General features: G+C 70.8%; 19 protein-coding genes and 2 pseudogenes. 13 read left to right on the plus strand and 8 right to left on the minus strand.

Translation table 11 applies throughout. The features are described from left to right. Window positions 1–150 precede the first annotated feature (150 nt). On the plus strand, window positions 151–669 hold the full coding sequence (locus VFV67_RS18120) for a pyridoxamine 5'-phosphate oxidase family protein (RefSeq protein WP_326471463.1): 519 nt from the start codon (window positions 151–153) through the stop codon (window positions 667–669). Between the two features lie 5 nt (window positions 670–674). Here the strand turns inward: VFV67_RS18120 and VFV67_RS18125 are convergent, their stop codons facing one another. Then, entirely contained in the window at window positions 675–1,847 is a 1,173-nt protein-coding gene (locus tag VFV67_RS18125) for an acyl-CoA dehydrogenase family protein (protein WP_326471464.1), read from the minus strand. A 147-nt stretch (window positions 1,848–1,994) separates the two neighbouring features. Here VFV67_RS18125 and VFV67_RS18130 point away from each other — a divergent pair, with 147 nt between their 5' ends. From VFV67_RS18130 to VFV67_RS18140, 3 genes are all read left to right on the plus strand, one after another. Then, window positions 1,995–3,752 (plus strand): hypothetical protein, encoded by a 1,758-nt coding sequence (locus VFV67_RS18130; RefSeq protein ID WP_326471466.1) that lies wholly within the window; start codon window positions 1,995–1,997, stop codon window positions 3,750–3,752. 92 nt (window positions 3,753–3,844) lie between these two features. Next, window positions 3,845–4,171: a plasmid stabilization protein gene (locus VFV67_RS18135; RefSeq protein ID WP_326471467.1), complete on the plus strand. Its 327-nt coding sequence runs from the start codon at window positions 3,845–3,847 to the stop codon at window positions 4,169–4,171. Between the two features lie 85 nt (window positions 4,172–4,256). Next, the gene (locus VFV67_RS18140; protein WP_326471468.1) at window positions 4,257–4,862 is read left to right on the plus strand and encodes an endonuclease; all 606 of its coding nucleotides are present in this window, start codon (window positions 4,257–4,259) and stop codon (window positions 4,860–4,862) included. A gap of 17 nt (window positions 4,863–4,879) precedes the next feature. On the opposite strand, the gene VFV67_RS18145 is transcribed toward VFV67_RS18140, so the two are convergent. From VFV67_RS18145 to VFV67_RS18160, 4 genes are all read right to left on the minus strand, one after another. Next, window positions 4,880–5,848 (minus strand): TIGR03557 family F420-dependent LLM class oxidoreductase, encoded by a 969-nt coding sequence (locus VFV67_RS18145; RefSeq protein WP_326471488.1) that lies wholly within the window; start codon window positions 5,846–5,848, stop codon window positions 4,880–4,882. Window positions 5,849–5,914: 66 nt separating this feature from the next. Further along, a complete protein-coding gene (locus tag VFV67_RS18150; RefSeq protein WP_326471469.1) occupies window positions 5,915–6,235 on the minus strand; it encodes a DUF3618 domain-containing protein in 321 nt (106 codons plus the stop codon). Beyond that, window positions 6,232–6,630, minus strand: coding sequence for a phage holin family protein (locus VFV67_RS18155; protein ID WP_326471490.1), 399 nt, complete (start codon window positions 6,628–6,630; stop codon window positions 6,232–6,234). Before VFV67_RS18155 ends, VFV67_RS18150 begins: the two co-directional genes overlap by 4 nt. A gap of 23 nt (window positions 6,631–6,653) precedes the next feature. After that, window positions 6,654–6,824, minus strand: coding sequence for a hypothetical protein (locus tag VFV67_RS18160; protein WP_326471470.1), 171 nt, complete (start codon window positions 6,822–6,824; stop codon window positions 6,654–6,656). 275 nt (window positions 6,825–7,099) lie between these two features. Here VFV67_RS18160 and VFV67_RS18165 point away from each other — a divergent pair, with 275 nt between their 5' ends. The 7 genes and pseudogenes from VFV67_RS18165 (at window position 7,100) to ddaH (ending at window position 13,441) form a co-directional block, all read left to right on the plus strand. Continuing rightward, the gene (locus tag VFV67_RS18165; RefSeq protein WP_326471472.1) at window positions 7,100–7,294 is read left to right on the plus strand and encodes a hypothetical protein; all 195 of its coding nucleotides are present in this window, start codon (window positions 7,100–7,102) and stop codon (window positions 7,292–7,294) included. Next, the gene (locus VFV67_RS18170) at window positions 7,291–8,529 is read left to right on the plus strand and encodes an MFS transporter (protein ID WP_326471474.1); all 1,239 of its coding nucleotides are present in this window, start codon (window positions 7,291–7,293) and stop codon (window positions 8,527–8,529) included. Before VFV67_RS18165 ends, VFV67_RS18170 begins: the two co-directional genes overlap by 4 nt. A 117-nt stretch (window positions 8,530–8,646) precedes the next feature. Next, a pseudogene (locus tag VFV67_RS18175) lies at window positions 8,647–8,850 on the plus strand (AraC family transcriptional regulator); the annotation flags it as partial. After that, a pseudogene (locus tag VFV67_RS18180) lies at window positions 8,845–9,074 on the plus strand (dihydrofolate reductase); the annotation flags it as partial. The pseudogenes VFV67_RS18175 and VFV67_RS18180, both read left to right, overlap by 6 nt. A gap of 62 nt (window positions 9,075–9,136) precedes the next feature. Then, window positions 9,137–11,152 (plus strand): NAD-dependent DNA ligase LigA, encoded by a 2,016-nt coding sequence (gene ligA / locus VFV67_RS18185; RefSeq protein WP_326471476.1) that lies wholly within the window; start codon window positions 9,137–9,139, stop codon window positions 11,150–11,152. Window positions 11,153–11,251: 99 nt separating this feature from the next. After that, complete coding sequence (locus tag VFV67_RS18190) at window positions 11,252–12,670, plus strand: peptidoglycan-binding domain-containing protein (RefSeq protein WP_326471478.1); 1,419 nt, start codon at window positions 11,252–11,254, stop codon at window positions 12,668–12,670. A 6-nt stretch (window positions 12,671–12,676) separates the two neighbouring features. Next, window positions 12,677–13,441 carry a dimethylargininase gene (ddaH, locus tag VFV67_RS18195; RefSeq protein ID WP_326471479.1) on the plus strand — a complete coding sequence of 255 codons (765 nt, stop codon included), beginning with the start codon at window positions 12,677–12,679 and terminating at the stop codon, window positions 13,439–13,441. A 144-nt stretch (window positions 13,442–13,585) separates the two neighbouring features. Here ddaH and VFV67_RS18200 read toward each other — a convergent pair whose 3' ends face one another. The 3 genes from VFV67_RS18200 to VFV67_RS18210 all read right to left on the minus strand — a co-directional run bounded on the left by VFV67_RS18200 (window position 13,586) and on the right by VFV67_RS18210 (window position 15,740). After that, complete coding sequence (locus VFV67_RS18200) at window positions 13,586–14,467, minus strand: RNA polymerase sigma-70 factor (protein ID WP_326471481.1); 882 nt, start codon at window positions 14,465–14,467, stop codon at window positions 13,586–13,588. Then, window positions 14,464–15,042 (minus strand): carboxymuconolactone decarboxylase family protein, encoded by a 579-nt coding sequence (locus tag VFV67_RS18205; protein ID WP_326471483.1) that lies wholly within the window; start codon window positions 15,040–15,042, stop codon window positions 14,464–14,466. Before VFV67_RS18205 ends, VFV67_RS18200 begins: the two co-directional genes overlap by 4 nt. Before the next feature lie 398 nt (window positions 15,043–15,440). Continuing rightward, on the minus strand, window positions 15,441–15,740 hold the full coding sequence (locus VFV67_RS18210; protein WP_326471485.1) for a hypothetical protein: 300 nt from the start codon (window positions 15,738–15,740) through the stop codon (window positions 15,441–15,443). A 352-nt stretch (window positions 15,741–16,092) separates the two neighbouring features. Here VFV67_RS18210 and VFV67_RS18215 point away from each other — a divergent pair, with 352 nt between their 5' ends. Continuing rightward, window positions 16,093–16,908, plus strand: coding sequence for a helix-turn-helix transcriptional regulator (locus VFV67_RS18215; RefSeq protein WP_326471486.1), 816 nt, complete (start codon window positions 16,093–16,095; stop codon window positions 16,906–16,908). Beyond that, window positions 16,908–17,075 carry a DUF397 domain-containing protein gene (locus VFV67_RS18220; RefSeq protein ID WP_414636282.1) on the plus strand — a complete coding sequence of 56 codons (168 nt, stop codon included), beginning with the start codon at window positions 16,908–16,910 and terminating at the stop codon, window positions 17,073–17,075. The genes VFV67_RS18215 and VFV67_RS18220 overlap by 1 nt, the downstream gene beginning before the upstream one ends. The last annotated feature ends 38 nt before the right edge of the window (window positions 17,076–17,113 follow it).

The raw sequence follows: 17,113 nt of genomic DNA on the forward strand, positions 1-17,113 counted from the left end.
ACCCAAAAGCGGATGCGCCGGCCTGACCCTCTACGCCGTAGTTCGTCTCCTCCAACAACAACTGGTACGCATGGCCGGCGCATGCCACCTCTGCCAACGTCCCTACCCCTTACACAGCAGAACCTAACAAAGTACTACTAGGATGGATCAATGGTTGATCGGACACCGGTGGACGTCACCAACCTGGACGGCTACGGCAATCCGGCCCTCGACTGGAACCGGGCCGCCGAGGCGCTGGCCGCCGGCCCGGCCAGCGGCTCGTTCTTCCTCGGCACCACCGGACCCGACGGCCGGCCACACGCGGCCGCGGTCGGCGCCCTGTGGCGCGACGGTGAGCTGTTCATCGTCAGCGGACCGGGGACCCGCAAGTCACGCAACCTCGCGGCCAACCCGGCGTGCACCGTCTCGGCCAGCCTGACCGGGATCGACATCGTGATCGAGGGCGAGGCGCGGCGGGTCACCGACGCGACCACCCTGGAGCGGGTGGTCGGCCACTACCGCGACCAGGGTTGGCCCGCCGAGGTGCAGGGCGACGCGTTCACCGCCCCGTACAGCGCCCCGAGCGCCGGCCCGCCACCTTGGTACCTGTACCTCGTCACCCCGCGCACCGTCTTCGGCGTCGGCGGTTCCGAACCGCCCGGTGCGACCCGCTGGCGCTTCGCCGGCTGACCGGTTCAGAACAGGACGGCCGGCTGGTCGATGCCGAGCCGGGTCCTGGCATAGCGCTTGATCGCGGCCGGCGAGAAGCCGACGTGCTGGGCGGCGACATGAAGATCGCGGAAGCAGCGTTGCAGCGGGTGTCCGGCGTACACCGCACTGGCGCCGGCGAACGTGTAGGCGGTGTCGACGGCGGTGCGGGCGGCCCGCATGGCCTGCAGTCCGCCCAGCAGTAGCCTGGCGCGCTGGTCGGCGTCGGGCACGTCGCCCCGGCAGGCGGTGTCCCAGAGGTCGCCGATGGCGTCGAACAACAGGCTGCGCGCGGACTGCAGGTCGCCCTCGGCGGCGGTGAGCGCGACCTGGGCGTCGTCCTCGGCCGCGATCGTGGTCGAGGCCGTCGCGCGGGTCCTGGTCCGGGCGAGCGTGGTGAACTCGTCGAGGGCGCGGCGGCCCACGCCGAGCGGGTGGCCGGCCAGCAGCACGTTGATCAGGGTGAAGAACGGCAACCGCCACAGTGGACCGTCGTGCGGCGGCGGCTGGAAGAACGGCACCATCGTGTGCTCTTCGGGAATGGTCGCGGCGCGGACGGCGAGGTCGTGGCTGCCGGTGCCGCACAGGCCGAACACGTCCCAGTTGTCGACGACCTCGACTTGGTCGCGGTTCAGGACGGCGAGCCGCCAGTCCGGTTCGCCATCGACCATCCGCGGGGCGTCGCCGGCCATGACGTGGCCGCCGAGGAAGGTCCAGTCGGCGTAGCGGCATCCGCTCATGAACTTCCAGTGCCCGGCCATGCGGTAGCCACCGGGTCCGACCGGGGTCAGCCGGCCGATCGGGGAGAACGACCCGGCCGCGGAAATGCCGCCCGCGCCGGCAAGCAGTTCGGCGGCAACGGCGGGATCGAGCCAGGCGAAGAACAAGGTGGAGTTGCCGATCACCGTGCACCAGCCGGCCGAGGCGTCCGCCCGGCTGATCTCCTCGACGACCTCGACGAAGGTGGCCGGGTCCACCTCGAGGCCACCGAGCACCTTCGGCAGGGCCATCATGAACAGTCCGGCCGCCTTGGCCTCGGCGACCAGCTCCGTCGGCAGCTGGCCCAGTTGCTCGGTTTCCCTTGCCCGGCTTGAGAACTGCTCGGCCAGGGTGGGGATCCGGTCGAGCAGGCCGCTGGTGGAGAGACTCTGGGTCGTCACCTGGACACCGTCCTCGAGGGGCCGGCCCCGACTTTCGTCGGGTGCCGGTTGCCAAACCTAGCGGCTGATCGGTCGATTCTTCACCGCGTCGTGGCTGCCTACCCTTTGTAGGGGCTTGATTACCCAAACGTGCAAGGAGTCGGGAAAATGCGCTACAGATCACCACGATTAGCCATCGGTGCCGCGGGCGTCGTCGTCGCCCTCGTCGCGACCTTGCTGACCACGGAACTGGCCGGCACCAACACCGCCTCGGCGGCGAGCCGGTCGGTGTCGACCGGTGAGATCGCGGCCGGAGTCCTTTCCGTGAGCCGGAGTTACCCCGGTGGCCTGCCGGCGCTGCTCGGGCTGTTCAGCACCGGTGAGTGCGCCGGTGCCGGGTCGTACGACGGCGCGCCGCCGGCCTGCCGCGCGATTCTCGACCGGATCAGCCAGGAGGGTGCCGGGCAGCAGTTTCCGGGGTCGATTCCGGATGTGTCGACCGAGCCGGATCAGAACCCGCCGCCGCAGGAACCCCGGGATCCCACCGACGCGCTGACCCCGGAGCTGATCGACGAGATGGCGGCGGCCGGGGCGCCGGCCGACCTGATCGCGGGGCTGCGGCAGGATCCGCCGGTGCTGCCGCAGCGGTACCGGACGTGGTTCGGTCTCCCGGACGCCCAGCCGCCCGCCAACCCGACCCCGACGAGCACCGTGTTGCCGCCGCCCACGTCGACCACCCGCACCGGCCTGCCGACCACCGGCACCGACACCAGCACCACGATCACGCCACCGACGACCACGGTTCCCACGACCACAACGACGGTGCCCACCACGACGACCACGGTTCCCACCACCACCACGACCACGACGATCCCGACCACGACCACCCGGACCACGGTTCCGACCACCACCACCACGACCACCCGGACCACGGTTCCCACCACCACCACGACCCAGCCCCCGCCACCGCCGGAGCCGCTGCTCGTGGCCGTCGGTGACTCGGTCACCTCGGGACACGAGGCCCGCCCGCCGAACGTCGGGCTGATCTGGACCACCTTCTGCGACGACCCGGGAGTCAATGCGGCCAACCCGGGATCGAGCTGGGCCGGGGTGCTCCGCGGCCTGGTCGGCGTGGCCTGGCCGCGCTACTTCAACTTCGCGCACAGCGGCTCGACCACCACCGACGTGCTCACCACCACGCCGTACACCAACCCGTGCGGCGTGGCCTCGCAGCCGGTCGTGCCGCAGATCGGTGACGCCACGGCGGTTCTGCGCCGCTGGCCGAGCCGGCCCGGTTCGGCCAACGTCGCCGTCGCGACCGCCGGGATCAACGACACGAACTGGGTCGCGGTGGCCACCCAACTTGTCTCCCGGGCGTGGGGATGGCCGGTCACCCAATGGGTCGCGCCGGCACCGGCGGCCGCCGTCGCCAACGTTGCGGCGTGCAACAACTGGGTGTTCGGCAATCCGGCCGCCGGCGTCGCACCGGCCTGGAACGGCACCGCGGTCTCCGGCACCATCACCGCCAACACCGCGAGCATCGCGCTGAACCTGATCACCGCCGACCCCGGCGCGCAGGTCCGGCACCTGCTCTACTACACCTGGGCCGGCGACACCAACCTGCCCGCGAACTGCCAGCCCGCGTCCGCAAGGGCCACCGGGATGCTCAACGGCTGGATCCAGGTCGGCATCCTCATCGCGCAGATCGTCTGGGCGTTCTTCGGCGGCAACGCGAACCGGATCCAGGCCGGCTGCGCACTCGGCTGGTTCAACGGCCCGCGGTTCGTCCAGATGCGGCTGATGTCGTGGGGTGCGAACTGGGCGTTCCTGCCCGGCTGGCCACACCCGAACGCGGCCGGTCGCACCGCCCTCGCCAACTGCGTGAACGCGACCCTGCCGCGCGCACCAGGCGGCGGAATCGCCTGAGGCACGACCGAGCCGATATCCGATCGGGCCGCATGAACGCCATCGGGCTGGGTAACCCCCCACCAGCCCGATGGAAGAGGGAGGTGTGTGTCGTGCCGAAGGCATGGAGCGCCAAGCGAGAACGTCAGTACGAGCACATCAAGGCGTCCGCGAAGGAGCAGGGCGCGTCCACCGACCGGGCCGAGGAGATCGCCGCGCGCACGGTGAACAAGAACCGCGCGCAGGCCGGTGAGGCCAAACAGGCCAGCCGGACGTCCCTGGAGGACATGTCGCCACAGCGGCGTGGCGGCCTGCGGTCCGGACGTAACGGACCCAAGGGACCGACCCGTGACCAGCTCTACAACGAGGCCAGACAACGCAACATCAAAGGCCGGTCGAAGATGACCAAGAAGGAGCTGGTCAAGGCTCTCGGCCGGTAACCCCGCGCCGAGCGCCCGATGGCAAACCCGCCGGTAAGCAGGGACCGGCGGGTTTGCCTTGTTCGGCGTCGAGGTATCCGCACCGATGGCCAAGGAATCGGTGCGAGAGATCATTACGGAGCACGGCACCACCTTCGCCGAACAGGCCGGCATCCGGCTGGCCGACCAGCCGGCGCCGTTGTTCCAGCTGCTGGTGCTGACCACCCTGCTGTCCGCGCGGATCAAGGCGGACATCGCCGTCGCCGCGGCCAGGGAGCTGTTCGCCGCGGGCTGGCGCACGCCGAAGGCGATGCGCGAGTCCACCCGGCAGCAGCGGGTGGATGCGTTGGGGCGCGGGCATTATGTGCGCTACGACGAGAGCACCGCGCGGGCGCTGGCCGAGACCGCCGAGCGCACCCTTGAGGTGTACCGGGGCGACCTGCGCCGGATGGCCACCGCCGCCGACCACGACCCCGCCCGGTTGCGCGACCTGCTCACCGATTTCGCCCGGATCGGCCCGACCGGCGCCGAGATCTTCTGCCGGGAGGCGCAGGCGGTCTGGCCCTGGCTTCGGCCCTACTTCGACCGCCGTGCGCTGACCGCGGCGGGCAAACTCGGCCTGCCCACCGATCCGCACCGGCTCACCCGGACGCTTGCCGGCCCGGATCACGCCCGGCTGGCCGCCGCGCTGGTCAGAATCAGCGTGAGCTGACCGGACCGCGGTTCACCTCAACCGGCCGCTTCCCGCAGCGCCGGCAACAGCCGCCGCTGCGCCAGATCGAGGAACTCGTCCTGGTGCTCGCCGCCGATCTGAACCAGCGCAAGGTGGGTGAACCCGGCCGCCCAGAACGGTTCGGTCGCCGCGACGATCCGGTCGACGTCCGGTCCACACGGGATCGCCGCGGCCACGTCGTCCTCGGTGACGAACCGGGTGGCTGCCGCGAACGCCGGCGGGCCGGGCAGCTCCGCGTTCACCTTCCAGCCGCCGCCGAACCAGCGGAACTGCTCGTGCGCCCGGCGAACGGCGGCGCCCCGGTCGGGGTCGTAACACACCGGAACCTGGCCGATCTTCGGGCTGGATCCGCTGTTCGCCTTGTCCCACAAGGAAACCAGCTCGGCGTCCGGTTCCACCGCGATCATCGCCGAACACCACGGGGCGAGCGTGTCGACCGACTGCGGGCCGGACACCGCCCCGGCGATCGGTACCCGCGACTCCGGCAGATCCCACAACTTCGCCGAGTCCACCAGGAAATGCCGACCCGAGTAGGTCACGTACCCGCCGTCGAACAGCCGGGAGATGATCTCGACCGCCTCGCCGAGCATCTCGTGCCGGCGGTCGGCCCCCGGCCACCCGCGCCCGACCACGTGCTCGTTGAGGTTCTCGCCGGCGCCGACGCCCAGCGTGAACCGGCCACCGGACAGCAGGCCCACGGTCGCGGCCTGCTGTGCCACGACAACCGGGTGATACCGCATGATCGGACAGGTCACGTAGGTCATCAGCTCGACCCGGTCGGTCACCTGGGTGACCGCGCCCAGCACGCTCCAGGCGTTGGGGGCGTGACCTTGTTCGTCGAGCCAGGGAAAGTAATGGTCGCTGAGCACCTCGAAGTCGAACCCGGCCCGCTCGGCAAGTCCGGCATGCCGGACCAGCTCGGCGGGCCCGGCCTGTTCGGTCATCAGCGTGTACCCGATCGCCACCATGCGGGCGGATACCCCCGCATCCGTCGGACGACACCCGGTGGATATCGACACACCCGGCCGGGGTCAGTGCCGGCTGATCACCACGGCCAACGCGATCAGGGTGGCGAGCCCGCCGGCGACGCCGATGACCGCGACCCGGTTCGTCCTGGCGGCGTGGACCAGTTCCTGGGCGTGCCCGGCGGCGGAACCCAGCGCGTCGTGCCACAGCGCCATGCGGTGCTGCGTGGCCTCGCGCACCCTGGTCTTCACGTCCACCTTGTGCCGGAGCTGCTCGACCGTATCGGCCAGCTCGGCCCGGGTCAGCTCGACTTCGTGCCGTAGGTCCTGGTCGGTGGGACCGTTGCCGGGCAACGTGTACCGGTCCCGCTTCGTCGGTGTGCTCACTTGTCCGCCCTCTCCTTGACCATGTCGATGTCCTCGCGCACCCGGGCGAGCGTGTCCTGCGGGACCGGCGGCAACGCCCGGCGCATCAGCGCCCGGCCGACCAGCGCGACCGGAATCGCGACGAGCAGCAGCCCGATGCCCACCAGCAGCGCGCTGGCCCACGCCGGCATGACGGTGGCGAGGGCCAGCACCGCGGCGGCCAGCAACGCCACACCGGCGTAGCCGACAATGGCGGCGGCCGCCGCGAGCGTGCCGCCGCCGAGCGCGCCACGACGCGCTTTGCCCGTCATCTCCCGGGCGGCCAGCCGAGCCTCCGTGCGCACCAGGCGCACGGTCTGCTCGGACAGGTCGCTGAGCAGTTCGGCGATGGACCGGTCGGCCGCCGGTCGCTCCACGGTGGACAAAATCCGCTCCTCGGTCAGACCCGGGGACCGCGGGAGAACGAGCTGCGCCGCAGGTACCCGAACGCGGCGGTCCCGATGAACAGGATGATCCCGATGATCGCCAGCCACAGCAGACCCTCGAAGGCGAACCCGAGAACCGAGAGCACGAGCCAGACGACCAGTAACGCGACGATCAAACCGAGCACGACACACCTCCACGACAGCGGAACGGCCCGCGGTAACCACCGGGGGCATCCCATGGCTACCCCCGCCACACCCGCACAAACGGCCAACCGGGATCCGAAGTGTTCGGGTCGGAGCCGGATCCGGACCGCCGAACGCGGTGCGCGCGGTCGGCCGGCTCCGTTGCGACCGTTGCACTTCAGTGCGGCACCGCCGCCGACCTTGCGATCAGCCGATCAGGAATCGAGAAGCGCCGGCCGGCCGGTCGCCCCTAGCGTGACCGTATGGACATGAACCGGTGGATGCAGCGGAACCCGGACCGGGCGGCGGTCGCGCTACCGGCCGGGAAGCCGTGCCGGTGGCGCCGCACCGGCTCGACGGCGCCGAGCGAACCGAGGCCTGGCAACGGATCGCCACGGCCCATCCCCGTTACGCCAAGCACCAGAACAAATCCGACCGGGAGTACCCGGTGATCCGGCTCATCCCGCGGTGACGGCCAACCGGTCCTACCGCGAGGTGCTGCGGGACCGGCGGGTGGCCGGGCTGCTGCTCGGTGACCTGCTGGCCAGCGCCGGCACGGGCATGATCATCGTGGCCATGCCCGTGCAGACGCTGGCCATCCACGGCAGCGTGCCCCCGGCGATCGCCATCGGGCTGGTGGAGGCCGCGCCGTTCGTGCTGTCCACGGTGCTCGCGCTGGCCATCGGGCAGGGCTGGGTGCGGGTGCCGCCGCGCACCCTGCTGATCGCCGACTGCGTGCTGCGGTCGCTGACCTTCGCCACCCTCGGCGTGCTGGGCGTCACCGAACGGCTCACGCTGCCCGTGCTGATCGCCGGCCTGCTGTTCGGATCGACGTTCCGGCTGGCCGGGTCGAGCAGCCGGCGGCTGCTGGCCACGGCCATCGCGGGCGACGCCGGGCGGTTCGCGGTCAACGGCCTGCTCGGCATGAACGCCACGTTCGCGCTCTACATCGTCGGGCCGGTGCTCGGCGGGGTGATCGTGGCGGCCACCAGCCCGGGTGTCGCGCTGTTCTTCGACGCGGGCGGCGCGCTGATCCTGCTGGTGGCCGTGCTGGCCGCGGTTCGGCGGTCCGTGCCGGACCCGACCGCGCCGGACCGGCCGACGGCCCGGGAATCGGGCTGGCGGATCCTGCGCCGCCGGCCGGTTGCCGCGCGGCTGCTGGCCGTCGAGTTCTTCTTCAACTTCTTCTACATGCCGGTCGAGGTGGCGCTTCCGTTGTACGTGCGCGGAAAGCTGGACGCCGACGCGTCCGCCCTCGGGCTGATGTGGGGTGCGCTCGGCGTCGGCGCGTTCATCGGCGCCGCCCTGGTGAACCAACTGCGCAACCTGCCGCAGCGGCAGGTGCTGATCGCGATCGTCGGACTCTGGGCGATGTGCCCGATCGCGCTGGCGCTGGTCAGCGATCTCCCGCTCGCGCTGGTGGTGTTCGGGCTGGGCGGCCTGGTGTGGGCGCCGTTCACCCCGATCGCGTACAGCTTCCTGCAGTCCGGGCTGGAGCCAGACGAGCAGCAGCAGGTCGTCACGCTCTGGACGACCGGTGCCACCGTGGCCGCGCCACTCGGCCTTGCCCTCGGCGGGCCGCTCATCGAGCTGGCCGGAAGCACCGTCGGGCTCATGCTCTCCGGTGGGCTGACCCTGCTGCTGCTCCCGATCGCGGCCCGGGCCGTGCTCCGGCGGTCGGACCGGATGCCGGCCGTTCGGGCCTGACCGGTGACGAGCGCGGCCCACGCAGATGTCGCGGCCGGGCGCTCGTCCGGGATCGGGGCCGGCCCGATGCTGTGGGCGTGGAGTACGTGTCCAAAGTGCCGCGACCGCCCGTGGACGGACTTCTCGACGACGGTGGAGCAGGTGTGGGGCCGGCCCGCCATTGCTGAGCTGCGGGACCGGCTGGCCACGGCGGACGGACCGCACGAGATGCTGACGCTGCTCGAGGAGGAGCTGATGCGACGGCTGTGCGAGACCGCCGGCCTGGGGCTGGTCCGCCATACGAGCAGCGTCATCGCGGCGACCTCTGGAGCGGCGACGATCGTCGGCCGGCACGTCTTCGACCTGACGGACGGCTGGGACGGGAAGCCGCCGAGCGGGATCGACACGTGGTCGTCGTGACGCACCGGCCGGCGCCCGAGGGGTGGGACCCCGAGGCGCCGTTCCACTTCGTCGACGGCGTCGAGGCGCAGCCCCTGTTGGAGGATCCGGACGTGGTGATTCAGGGCAACCGCGTGCTTCACCTGCGCTATCGGGTGCGCCGTTGACCGACGTGAGCGGGTAGGTCTCCCGGAAAAATCGTCGTACCCCCGGCGTAGCGTGAGGCGCTGTGAACGCCCGGGAACGCATCCAGGAACTCGCCGAGCAGGTCACGGCGTTACGCGACGCCTACTACCGGGGTTCCCCGCTGGTGGCCGACGCCGAGTACGACGCGATCGAGGACGAGTTGCGTGGCCTGATCGAGCAACATCCGCAGTGGGCGCCCGCGGACAACCCGCTGGAGCGGGTGGGCGCGCCGGCCGTGCTGCACGCGCCGGTGCGGCATTCGCGGCCGATGTTGTCGCTGGAGAAGTCGACCCGGCCGGAGCAGGTGGCGGCGTTCTTCGACCGGTTTCCCGGTCAGCCGGTGGTGGTGATGCCGAAGCTGGACGGGCTGTCGCTGGCGCTGGTCTACGAGAACGGGCGGCTGGCCCGGGCGGTCACCCGGGGCGACGGCCGGACCGGCGAGGACGTCACGGTCCTGGTGCGCGCGCTGGTCGACGGGGTGCCGGACCGGATCGCCGGGCCGGGCCGGGTCGAGGTGCGCGGCGAGGCGATGATGCTGCGGTCCACCTTCGCCGCCTACAACGCGGCGCATCCGGACCGGCCGCTGATCAACCCGCGCGGGGCCGCCGCCGGCACGCTGCGGGCCAAGGATCCGGCCGTGGTGGCCGAGCGGCGGTTGCGGTTCTACGCGTTCGATCTGGACACGGCGTTCGATGCGGACACCGGGACCGATCCGGACGGCATCGGGGCCGACGTGGAGGACGGGCTGCGCCGGCTCGGGTTCGACGTGGCCGACATGCGGCACTGTGCCGGTGCGGACGCGGCGCTCGCGGTGATCGCCGAGATCGAGGCGCAGCGCAACGAGCTGGACTACGACCTGGACGGCGCGGTGCTGCGGTTGGCCGACCGGGTCGCCTACGCCGCCGCCGGCACCCGGTCCAACTCGCCGCGCGGGGCGCTGGCGTACAAGTTCGCCGCCGAGGAGAAGACCACCGTGTTGGCCGACGTGGTCTGGGATGTCGGCAAGACCGGCAAGATCGCGCCGGTCGCCCACCTGCAACCGGTGTTCGTCGGCGGCACCACGGTCACCCGGGCGACGCTGGCCAACCAGGAGGTGATCCGGGCCCGCGGGATCAAGATCGGAGACACGGTGCTGGTGCGCCGCGCCGGTGACGTGATCCCGTTCGTGGCGGGGGTGTTGGATCCGTCGACCCGCACCGGTGCGGAGCGGGACATCGTGCCGCCGGTCGTGTGTCCGTCCTGCGGGCAGCCGCTGACCGAGCAGGGCAACAGCCGGGAACTGTTCTGCACCAACGTTTCCTGCCCGGCACAGACGGTGCGCCGGCTGATCCACTGGGCGTCGCGGGCGGCGGCCGACATCGAGGCGATCGGTCCGGTGTGGATCGAACGGCTGGCCGAGGCCGGGATTCTCGAGCGCCCGTCGGACTTCTACGCGCTGACCGCGGAGACGTTGCTGGAGTTCGACCGGATCGGCGCGGTGTCGGCGCAGCGGATGATCGAGTCGATCGACGCCAGCCGGGCGGTCGGGCTGCGCCGGGCGTTGATCGGGCTGGCGATCCCGATGGCCTCGGACGGCACCGCCGCCCGGCTGTGCCGGGCCGGGTTCGGCTCCCTCGAGGAGATCGCCGAGGCCGGGCCGGAGCGGTTGGTGGCCGTCGAGGACATCGGGCCGAAGGTGGCCGCCTCGCTGACCGAGCACCTGACCCGGCTGCGCGGTGAGCTGGAGCGGTTGCGGGAGCGCGGTGTCTCGCTCGACGTGCGCGCGGAGGACCTGCCGCCGGTGGTCGCCGCAGGCGCGCCGCTGGCCGGAAAGACCGTGGTGATCACCGGTGCGATCAGCGATCCCCGGTCCGGCGAGAAGGTGGCCCGGCCGACCTTTCAGCGACTGTGCGAGAAGGCCGGCGCCAGTACCGCCTCGTCGGTCTCGGCCAGCACCGATCTGCTCATCACCGGCGCCGACGTCGGCGCCAGCAAGCTCACCAAGGCCGAGAAGCTCGGCGTCGAGGTCGTCGAGGCGGCGGTCATCTGGCACCAACTGATCGCCGCCGGCATCGCCTAGCGACGACGGTGTGCCTCGTTGGGTGCCCGGAAGGACGTTTCCGCGCCGGCCGGCGTTGCGGACGATGTTCTTTTGCGGCGGACCGGCGGGGAGGTCGGGATGAGCGGCGAACCCGAGTTGGCGAAGGGTGTCAGCGACGAGTGGGTGCTGCATGCGCAGCAGGTGATGCAGGCGGGCGAGCGGTGGGACGGCCCGACCGACGGGGTGTTCGACGACGACTTCGAGCGGGCGGTGCTCCTGCTCCAGGAGCACGGCGGGGTGCCACCGACGGGGGTGCTGGACCTGGCGACCTGGGAACTGCTGGAAGGGTTGGCACACCAGCAGAACGGGCATGCGGAGCAGTACCCGGAAACCGCCGTCGCGGACGGCGCCGGCAACCATCCCGTGCTGTACCAGGGAATGACCGGCGACTGGGTGGTGTACCTGCAGCAGCTGCTGCAACAGCGCGGCCTGTGGAACGGTCCGTGCGACGGCAGCTACGACGACTCGCTCGGGTACGCGGTGTCGGTGCTGCAAGGCAGTTGCGGGCTGTCGCAGACCGGCATGGTCGACGCGGCGACGTGGCAGGCGCTGGAGGGGTCGGCGCAGCAGCAGGACCAGTTCGCTGTGGGCAACGGTACGGCGCCGTCGGTGGCCGAGATGACCGCGACGCAGAAGCTGGTGGAGGCCTACAACCGGGCCGACATCGAGGCCGCGTTCCGGGACAAGATCCTCAGCCTGTTCACGCCGGAGGCGGTGGTCACGGCGGTGGTGACGGCCGGGGCGGTGTTCGCCGCCTCGCAGCTGACCCCGGTCGGCTGGGCGGCCGACATCGGCATCGCGGTCACGGCGGTGTTCACCGGGGCGGTGCTGTACAACGTCGGCGGCGAGCTGCTCGCGTTCGCCGAGGCGCGCAATGCCACGACCGAGGCGGAGCTGGATGCCGCGGGAGCGGCGTTCGCGCGGGCGGCCGCCGAGTTCGGTGTCGACGCGTTCCTGTTCTTCCTCGCCTGCCGGGTCGGTGCGCCTGCCGCCGGGCGCGCCCCGTACGAGGGTCCGCCGCCGAGCGGCATGCTGCTCGCGGCCACTCCGGACGGCCAGCTCGTGCTGGTGGCCGTCGAGTCGATTCCGGTCGAGGTCTCCGCGCAGCTCGGCATCACCGCGGCCGCGGCCATGATGGGCGGGTCGGGCGGCGGTGGGGACGAAGATCTGGACCGGTACGAGGAGGAATACGGCGACCATCCGCTGATGCGGGAGCCGAGTGGGGGGCGGATCAGCACCGGCCGCAAGCCCGAGCTCCAGGAGTCCGGCTGGCTGCGCCGCCGGCTGCCCGATCCGGCGCGCCGCAAGGAGTTCATGGATTGGATCAGGGACCGGAACCGGACTGGCGGGCCGGGCCACGAGCACCAGGACCCCGGCTCCCAGCCGACCCAGGAGCTGCTGGACGAGTTCCTGGCCGAGAGCCCCGGCGGCCGGGCGACCCAGGAAGGAGTCGACCGGCTGGTGTCCGAGACTCCCGAGTACAAGCCCGAGGAGTAGTGGGGAATGCCGATGCGGCGGGCGTTGGTGCGGCGGCCGGGGCCGCGGCTGGCGGACGGTCTGGTCACGCACATCGCCCGCACGCCGGTGGACGCCGGGCTGGCGCTGCGGCAGTGGCGGGACTATGTCGAGGCGATGACCGCGGCCGGCTGGGACTGCGTCGAGGTCCCGCCGGTGGACGAGTGTCCGGACGGGGTGTTCGTCGAGGACACCATGGTGGTGTTCGGCGATCTGGTGGTACTGGCCCGGCCCGGCGCCGAGGTTCGCCGGCCGGAGCTGGCCGCGGTCCGGGAGACGGTGGCGGACCTGGGATACCGGACCGTGGCCATCGAGGCGCCGGGCACCCTCGACGGCGGGGACGTGCTGAAGGTCGGCGACACCGTCTACGTGGGCCGCGGCGGGCGCACCAACGACGCCGGAATCGCGCAGCTGCGGGACTTCCTGGCGGTGCGGGGCCGGCGGGTGGTCCCGGTCGGGGTGCGCACGGTGCTGCACCTGAAGTCGGCGGTCACCGCGTTGCCGGACGGCACCGTGATCGGATACCCGCCGCTGGTCGACCATCCCGAGTTGTTCGACGCGTTCCTGCCGGTGCCCGAACCGGCGGGCGCGCATGTGGTGCTGCTCGGCGATGACCAGCTGCTGATGTCGGCGTCCGCCCCGGCGAGCGCCGCGTTGTTCGCCGGCCGTGGCTACCGCCCGGTGCCGGTGGACATCGGCGAGTTCGAACGGCTCGAGGGTTGCGTCACCTGCCTTTCGGTGCGGCTCAGCTAGTCCGCCTCTCCGGGTTTTTACTGCTGTTGTTGCGTTCCGGCCGGTGGTGCGGTTGGCGGGGTGATTGTGGCTGGGTTGCGTCACGGTGCCCCTGAGGTTGCGTTGGTTGGCCCGAGACTTGTCTCAACGATCCACTGTGAGGCCCTAGCGGCGCAGCTGTGCCACGGTGCTCAGCCGTTCCAGCTTGTGCGGGTTGCGGATGGCGTAGAGGCGGGTGATCCGGCCGTCCTCGATCACGAAGGCGACCGCCGTGTCGAAGAGCTCGCCGGCCGGACCGATCCGGGCCGCGACCGCGCCGTTGATCAGCATCGTGGCGACCTGGGCGCGGGGCGCCACCCGGGCGAAGCGGGACAGCAGCGCCAGCACCCGGTCGCTGCCCTCGACCGGGCGCAGGGCGGCCGGCGCCAGGCCGCCGCCGTCGGCGACCAGGACCACGTCGGGCGCCAGCACGTCCAGCAGGCCCTGCACGTCCCCGGTGGTCAGCGCGGCGAGGAAGCGCTCGACGACCTGTTGCTGTTCGGTCCGGCTGACCGCCATCCGCGGGCGGCGCGCGGCCACGTGCTGGCGGGCCCGGTGCGCGATCTGCCGGACCGCCGAGGAGGATTTGCCCACCGCCTCGGCGATCTCCTCGTAGGGCACGTCGAACACCTCGCGCAGCACGAAGACCGCGCGCTCGGCCGGACCGAGGGTCTGCAGCACGGTGAGCATCGCGATCGAGACGCTTTCCGCCAACTCGACGTCGTCGGCCACGTCCGGGCTGGTCAGCAGCGGCTCGGGCAGCCACTCGCCGACGTAGTCCTCACGCTGGCGGGCCAGCGTGCGCAGCCGGTTGAGCGCCTGCCGGGTGACGATCCGCACCAGGTACGCCCGCGGCTCGTGCACCTCCGCCCGGCGCGCGTCGCCGATGCCGGCCCACCGCAGCCAGGTCTCCTGCACCACGTCCTCGGCGTCGGCCGCGGAGCCGAGCATCTCGTAGGCGACGGTGAACAGCAGGCTGCGGTGGGTGACGAACGGATCTTCGGTCATGCGCTCGAGGCCCGGGCGAGCGGCTTGAGATCACAGGCCGCGGAGAACTCCTGCGACTCGATGCCGAACGCGGTGTTGGTCCGGGTGGACAGGTTCGACAGTCCGATGTGGGCGGTCAGCTCCACCAGCGCCGGCGCCCCCAACGCGTTGAGCAGCCGCGCGGACATCTCGTCGGTCACCCGTGGCGGGGTGTGTGTCATCGCCTCGGCGTAGGCCATCACGTCGCGCTCCAGCGCCGTGAAGACGTCCGACTCGCGCCACCGCGGCACCTCGCGCGCCTTGGCCACATCCAGCCCCTCGTTGTGCGCCATGAAATACCCCAGATCCAAACAGAACCCGCACCCCACGAGCGTCGCCACCGCCATGTGCGCGAACGACTTGAGGTTCTCGTCACACTTGTCCCACTTCGCGGCCTTGCGCCCGAGACCGAAGCTGAAGTTCAGCACCTTCCGGTTGTGCCATACCACCGCGACCGGTTCGGGCACCTCCCCGAACATCTTCCGGGACATCCGCCGGACCACGGCACCGTAGATGCCGGTCAGCTCGGCCTTCGGAATCCGGACGTTGCCGGCCATGTTTCCTCCCGATGTTTCGCTCCCCGCCTTCACCCAGCAGACACCGGCCAGTCCCCGGATGTGACACCCTCGACGCCCCGCCCCGATCCGCGAGTTCCCGATCCCAGCAGCTGAACGGCCGACTCCAGCACCCGAGTTGCCACATGCGGCCGGGTGAACCCCGGTTCCGGTCCGCCGGGTCGGCCCGGGTGCCGTCCCCGGCAGGGTCGGAACGCCCGGTCGGTCCACCTGGCTAAGCCGGGCCCGGCGTTCCGTGCATCCGCGATCGCCGCGCTGCGCGCGGCGATCGCGGGCGCGGGTCGGCCTCGGTGCCGTCTCCGGCAGCGTCGGAAAGCCGGGCCAGTCCACAACCGTGCGCCGAGCGACCCGGTCACCTTTTCGTCGTCCGCGCGTACCGTTTATTGCGCGTACCGGTCGGCGTCGCCGTAATGGTCAGCGAGCTCGTCGCCGTGCAACAACAGACATGCCTGGCAGCGACGATCATTCTCGGCCGGTTCGGCAAGGCGGGGTGTCAGTGCGGAATGCTGGCAAACGGCCTCGCTGACAACGTCGCCCATCGTGCAGAACGCGTGTACACGACGATCCCACGGTGACAGCTTCCAAACCAGGTCAACCATTCCGATTCTCCGGCGCCGGCTGTCCGTGTACTCGTTGTTGATGCCCGGCGAGCCGTTCTTCCGCTTCTCGTTCGGTCGCACCGATCAACAACGTCCGGCAACCGTGCCACCCGCACGCGCGCCACGCACGCGGTTGCGGCACACGCGGTGGCGCTGGACTCGTCAACCACGCTGCCAACAGGCCGCCCCCATGCTGGCCGGCTCTCCTGGCCATCACCGGTCACCGCCCCTGGGCGCGCGACATGGCGGGTAGTCGGGAGTCACCGCCACGTCGCGCGGGTTCATGGGGAATACGTATAGGAGGGTCGAGTCACGCTTGGAGATACTCATCGCCGTTTCCATATGCCTTCACTCGCACTGCCTGTGCCTCTGGCGGACGGTACGCTCCCTTCCGGGAAGCTGCAGCGACTTCCGAAGTAGGGAAGGGTCGGCGATGTCCGAACGAAATCCGCAAGCACGCGATCGAATGCGCGGAACACGCCTGCGCGCGATCCGCACCGAGCGCTGCAAACTCCCGCTGGAACGGGCCGCCGAGATGGCCGGATGGCACGGATCAAAACTCAGCCGCACCGAACGCGGACTCCGACCGGTCACCATCGAGGAATTCGCGACCCTGATCACCGCATGGGGATTGCCCGCCAAAGATCGGGACCAGGTACTCGCCGAAATCGCCGCCGGTTCCACATCCGGTTGGTGGGACCGCCCGATCCCCGGCGTCCCCGAAGATGTCGGCACACTCGCCGGCTACGAGGCCGAGGCCAACGAACTCGTCACCGTCGCCATGGTCGCCGTCCCCGGTTTGCTCCAGACCTACGAGACCGCCATATCGATCATGGCCGCCGACGGTGTTCCATCCGAAGACATCGAAACCCGCTGGATGGCCCGTCTACGGCGACAGCAGATCATCACCAAGGTCGACTACACGGCGTACCTCACCGAGGCGGCGCTACGCACACCGTGGGGCGGACAAGAGGCATGGCGAAACCAGTTGGCCCACCTGCTACGCAGTCAACAGATCGGCATCGGCGTCCGCGTCATCCCCGGCCTGCAAACCGACGTCCTCCTGTTGAACACCTGGCACTGGATGCGCTTCCCGCACACCCCACCCGTGGTGCACGTCGAACTGGCCTCCGGCGCTGCCTACATCCACGAGGCAGACCGGTACACCACGATGCTCAGCCGGCTGGACCGCATTGCCCTTCCGAAGGACGGAAGTCGTAAGCTGATCAGCGAGTTGATGGAGGGGTAATGACCATGACATGGCGTAAGTCTTCACAGTCGGAGACCGGTGGACAGTGTGTCGAGGTCCGTAGCGACCTGGCCGCGATCCGGGACAGCAAGTACCCCGAGGCAACCATGGTGGTCGGCCGCACGGCCATGACCAAGTTGACTACGTTCGCCAAGATCGAGCGATAGCTCACGCACCGCCCGATCAAGGCCAGCCCGCTGACCGT

Source organism: Actinophytocola sp., from assembly GCF_035762905.1.
Taxonomy (GTDB): domain Bacteria; phylum Actinomycetota; class Actinomycetes; order Mycobacteriales; family Pseudonocardiaceae; genus DASYTH01.

Excerpts from the sequence above, each read along its gene's own strand:
- VFV67_RS18205 (WP_326471483.1), bottom strand. The coding sequence starts at position 15,042 with ATGGCCGGCAACGTCCGGATTCCGAAGGCCGAGCTGACCGGCATCTAC.
- VFV67_RS18215 (WP_326471486.1), top strand. The coding sequence starts at position 16,093 with ATGTCCGAACGAAATCCGCAAGCACGCGATCGAATGCGCGGAACACGC.
- ddaH (WP_326471479.1), top strand. The coding sequence starts at position 12,677 with ATGCCGATGCGGCGGGCGTTGGTGCGGCGGCCGGGGCCGCGGCTGGCG.
- VFV67_RS18200 (WP_326471481.1), bottom strand. The coding sequence starts at position 14,467 with ATGACCGAAGATCCGTTCGTCACCCACCGCAGCCTGCTGTTCACCGTC.
- VFV67_RS18220 (WP_414636282.1), top strand. The coding sequence starts at position 16,908 with ATGACCATGACATGGCGTAAGTCTTCACAGTCGGAGACCGGTGGACAG.
- VFV67_RS18120 (WP_326471463.1), top strand. The coding sequence starts at position 151 with ATGGTTGATCGGACACCGGTGGACGTCACCAACCTGGACGGCTACGGC.
- VFV67_RS18140 (WP_326471468.1), top strand. The coding sequence starts at position 4,257 with ATGGCCAAGGAATCGGTGCGAGAGATCATTACGGAGCACGGCACCACC.
- VFV67_RS18130 (WP_326471466.1), top strand. The coding sequence starts at position 1,995 with ATGCGCTACAGATCACCACGATTAGCCATCGGTGCCGCGGGCGTCGTC.
- VFV67_RS18190 (WP_326471478.1), top strand. The coding sequence starts at position 11,252 with ATGAGCGGCGAACCCGAGTTGGCGAAGGGTGTCAGCGACGAGTGGGTG.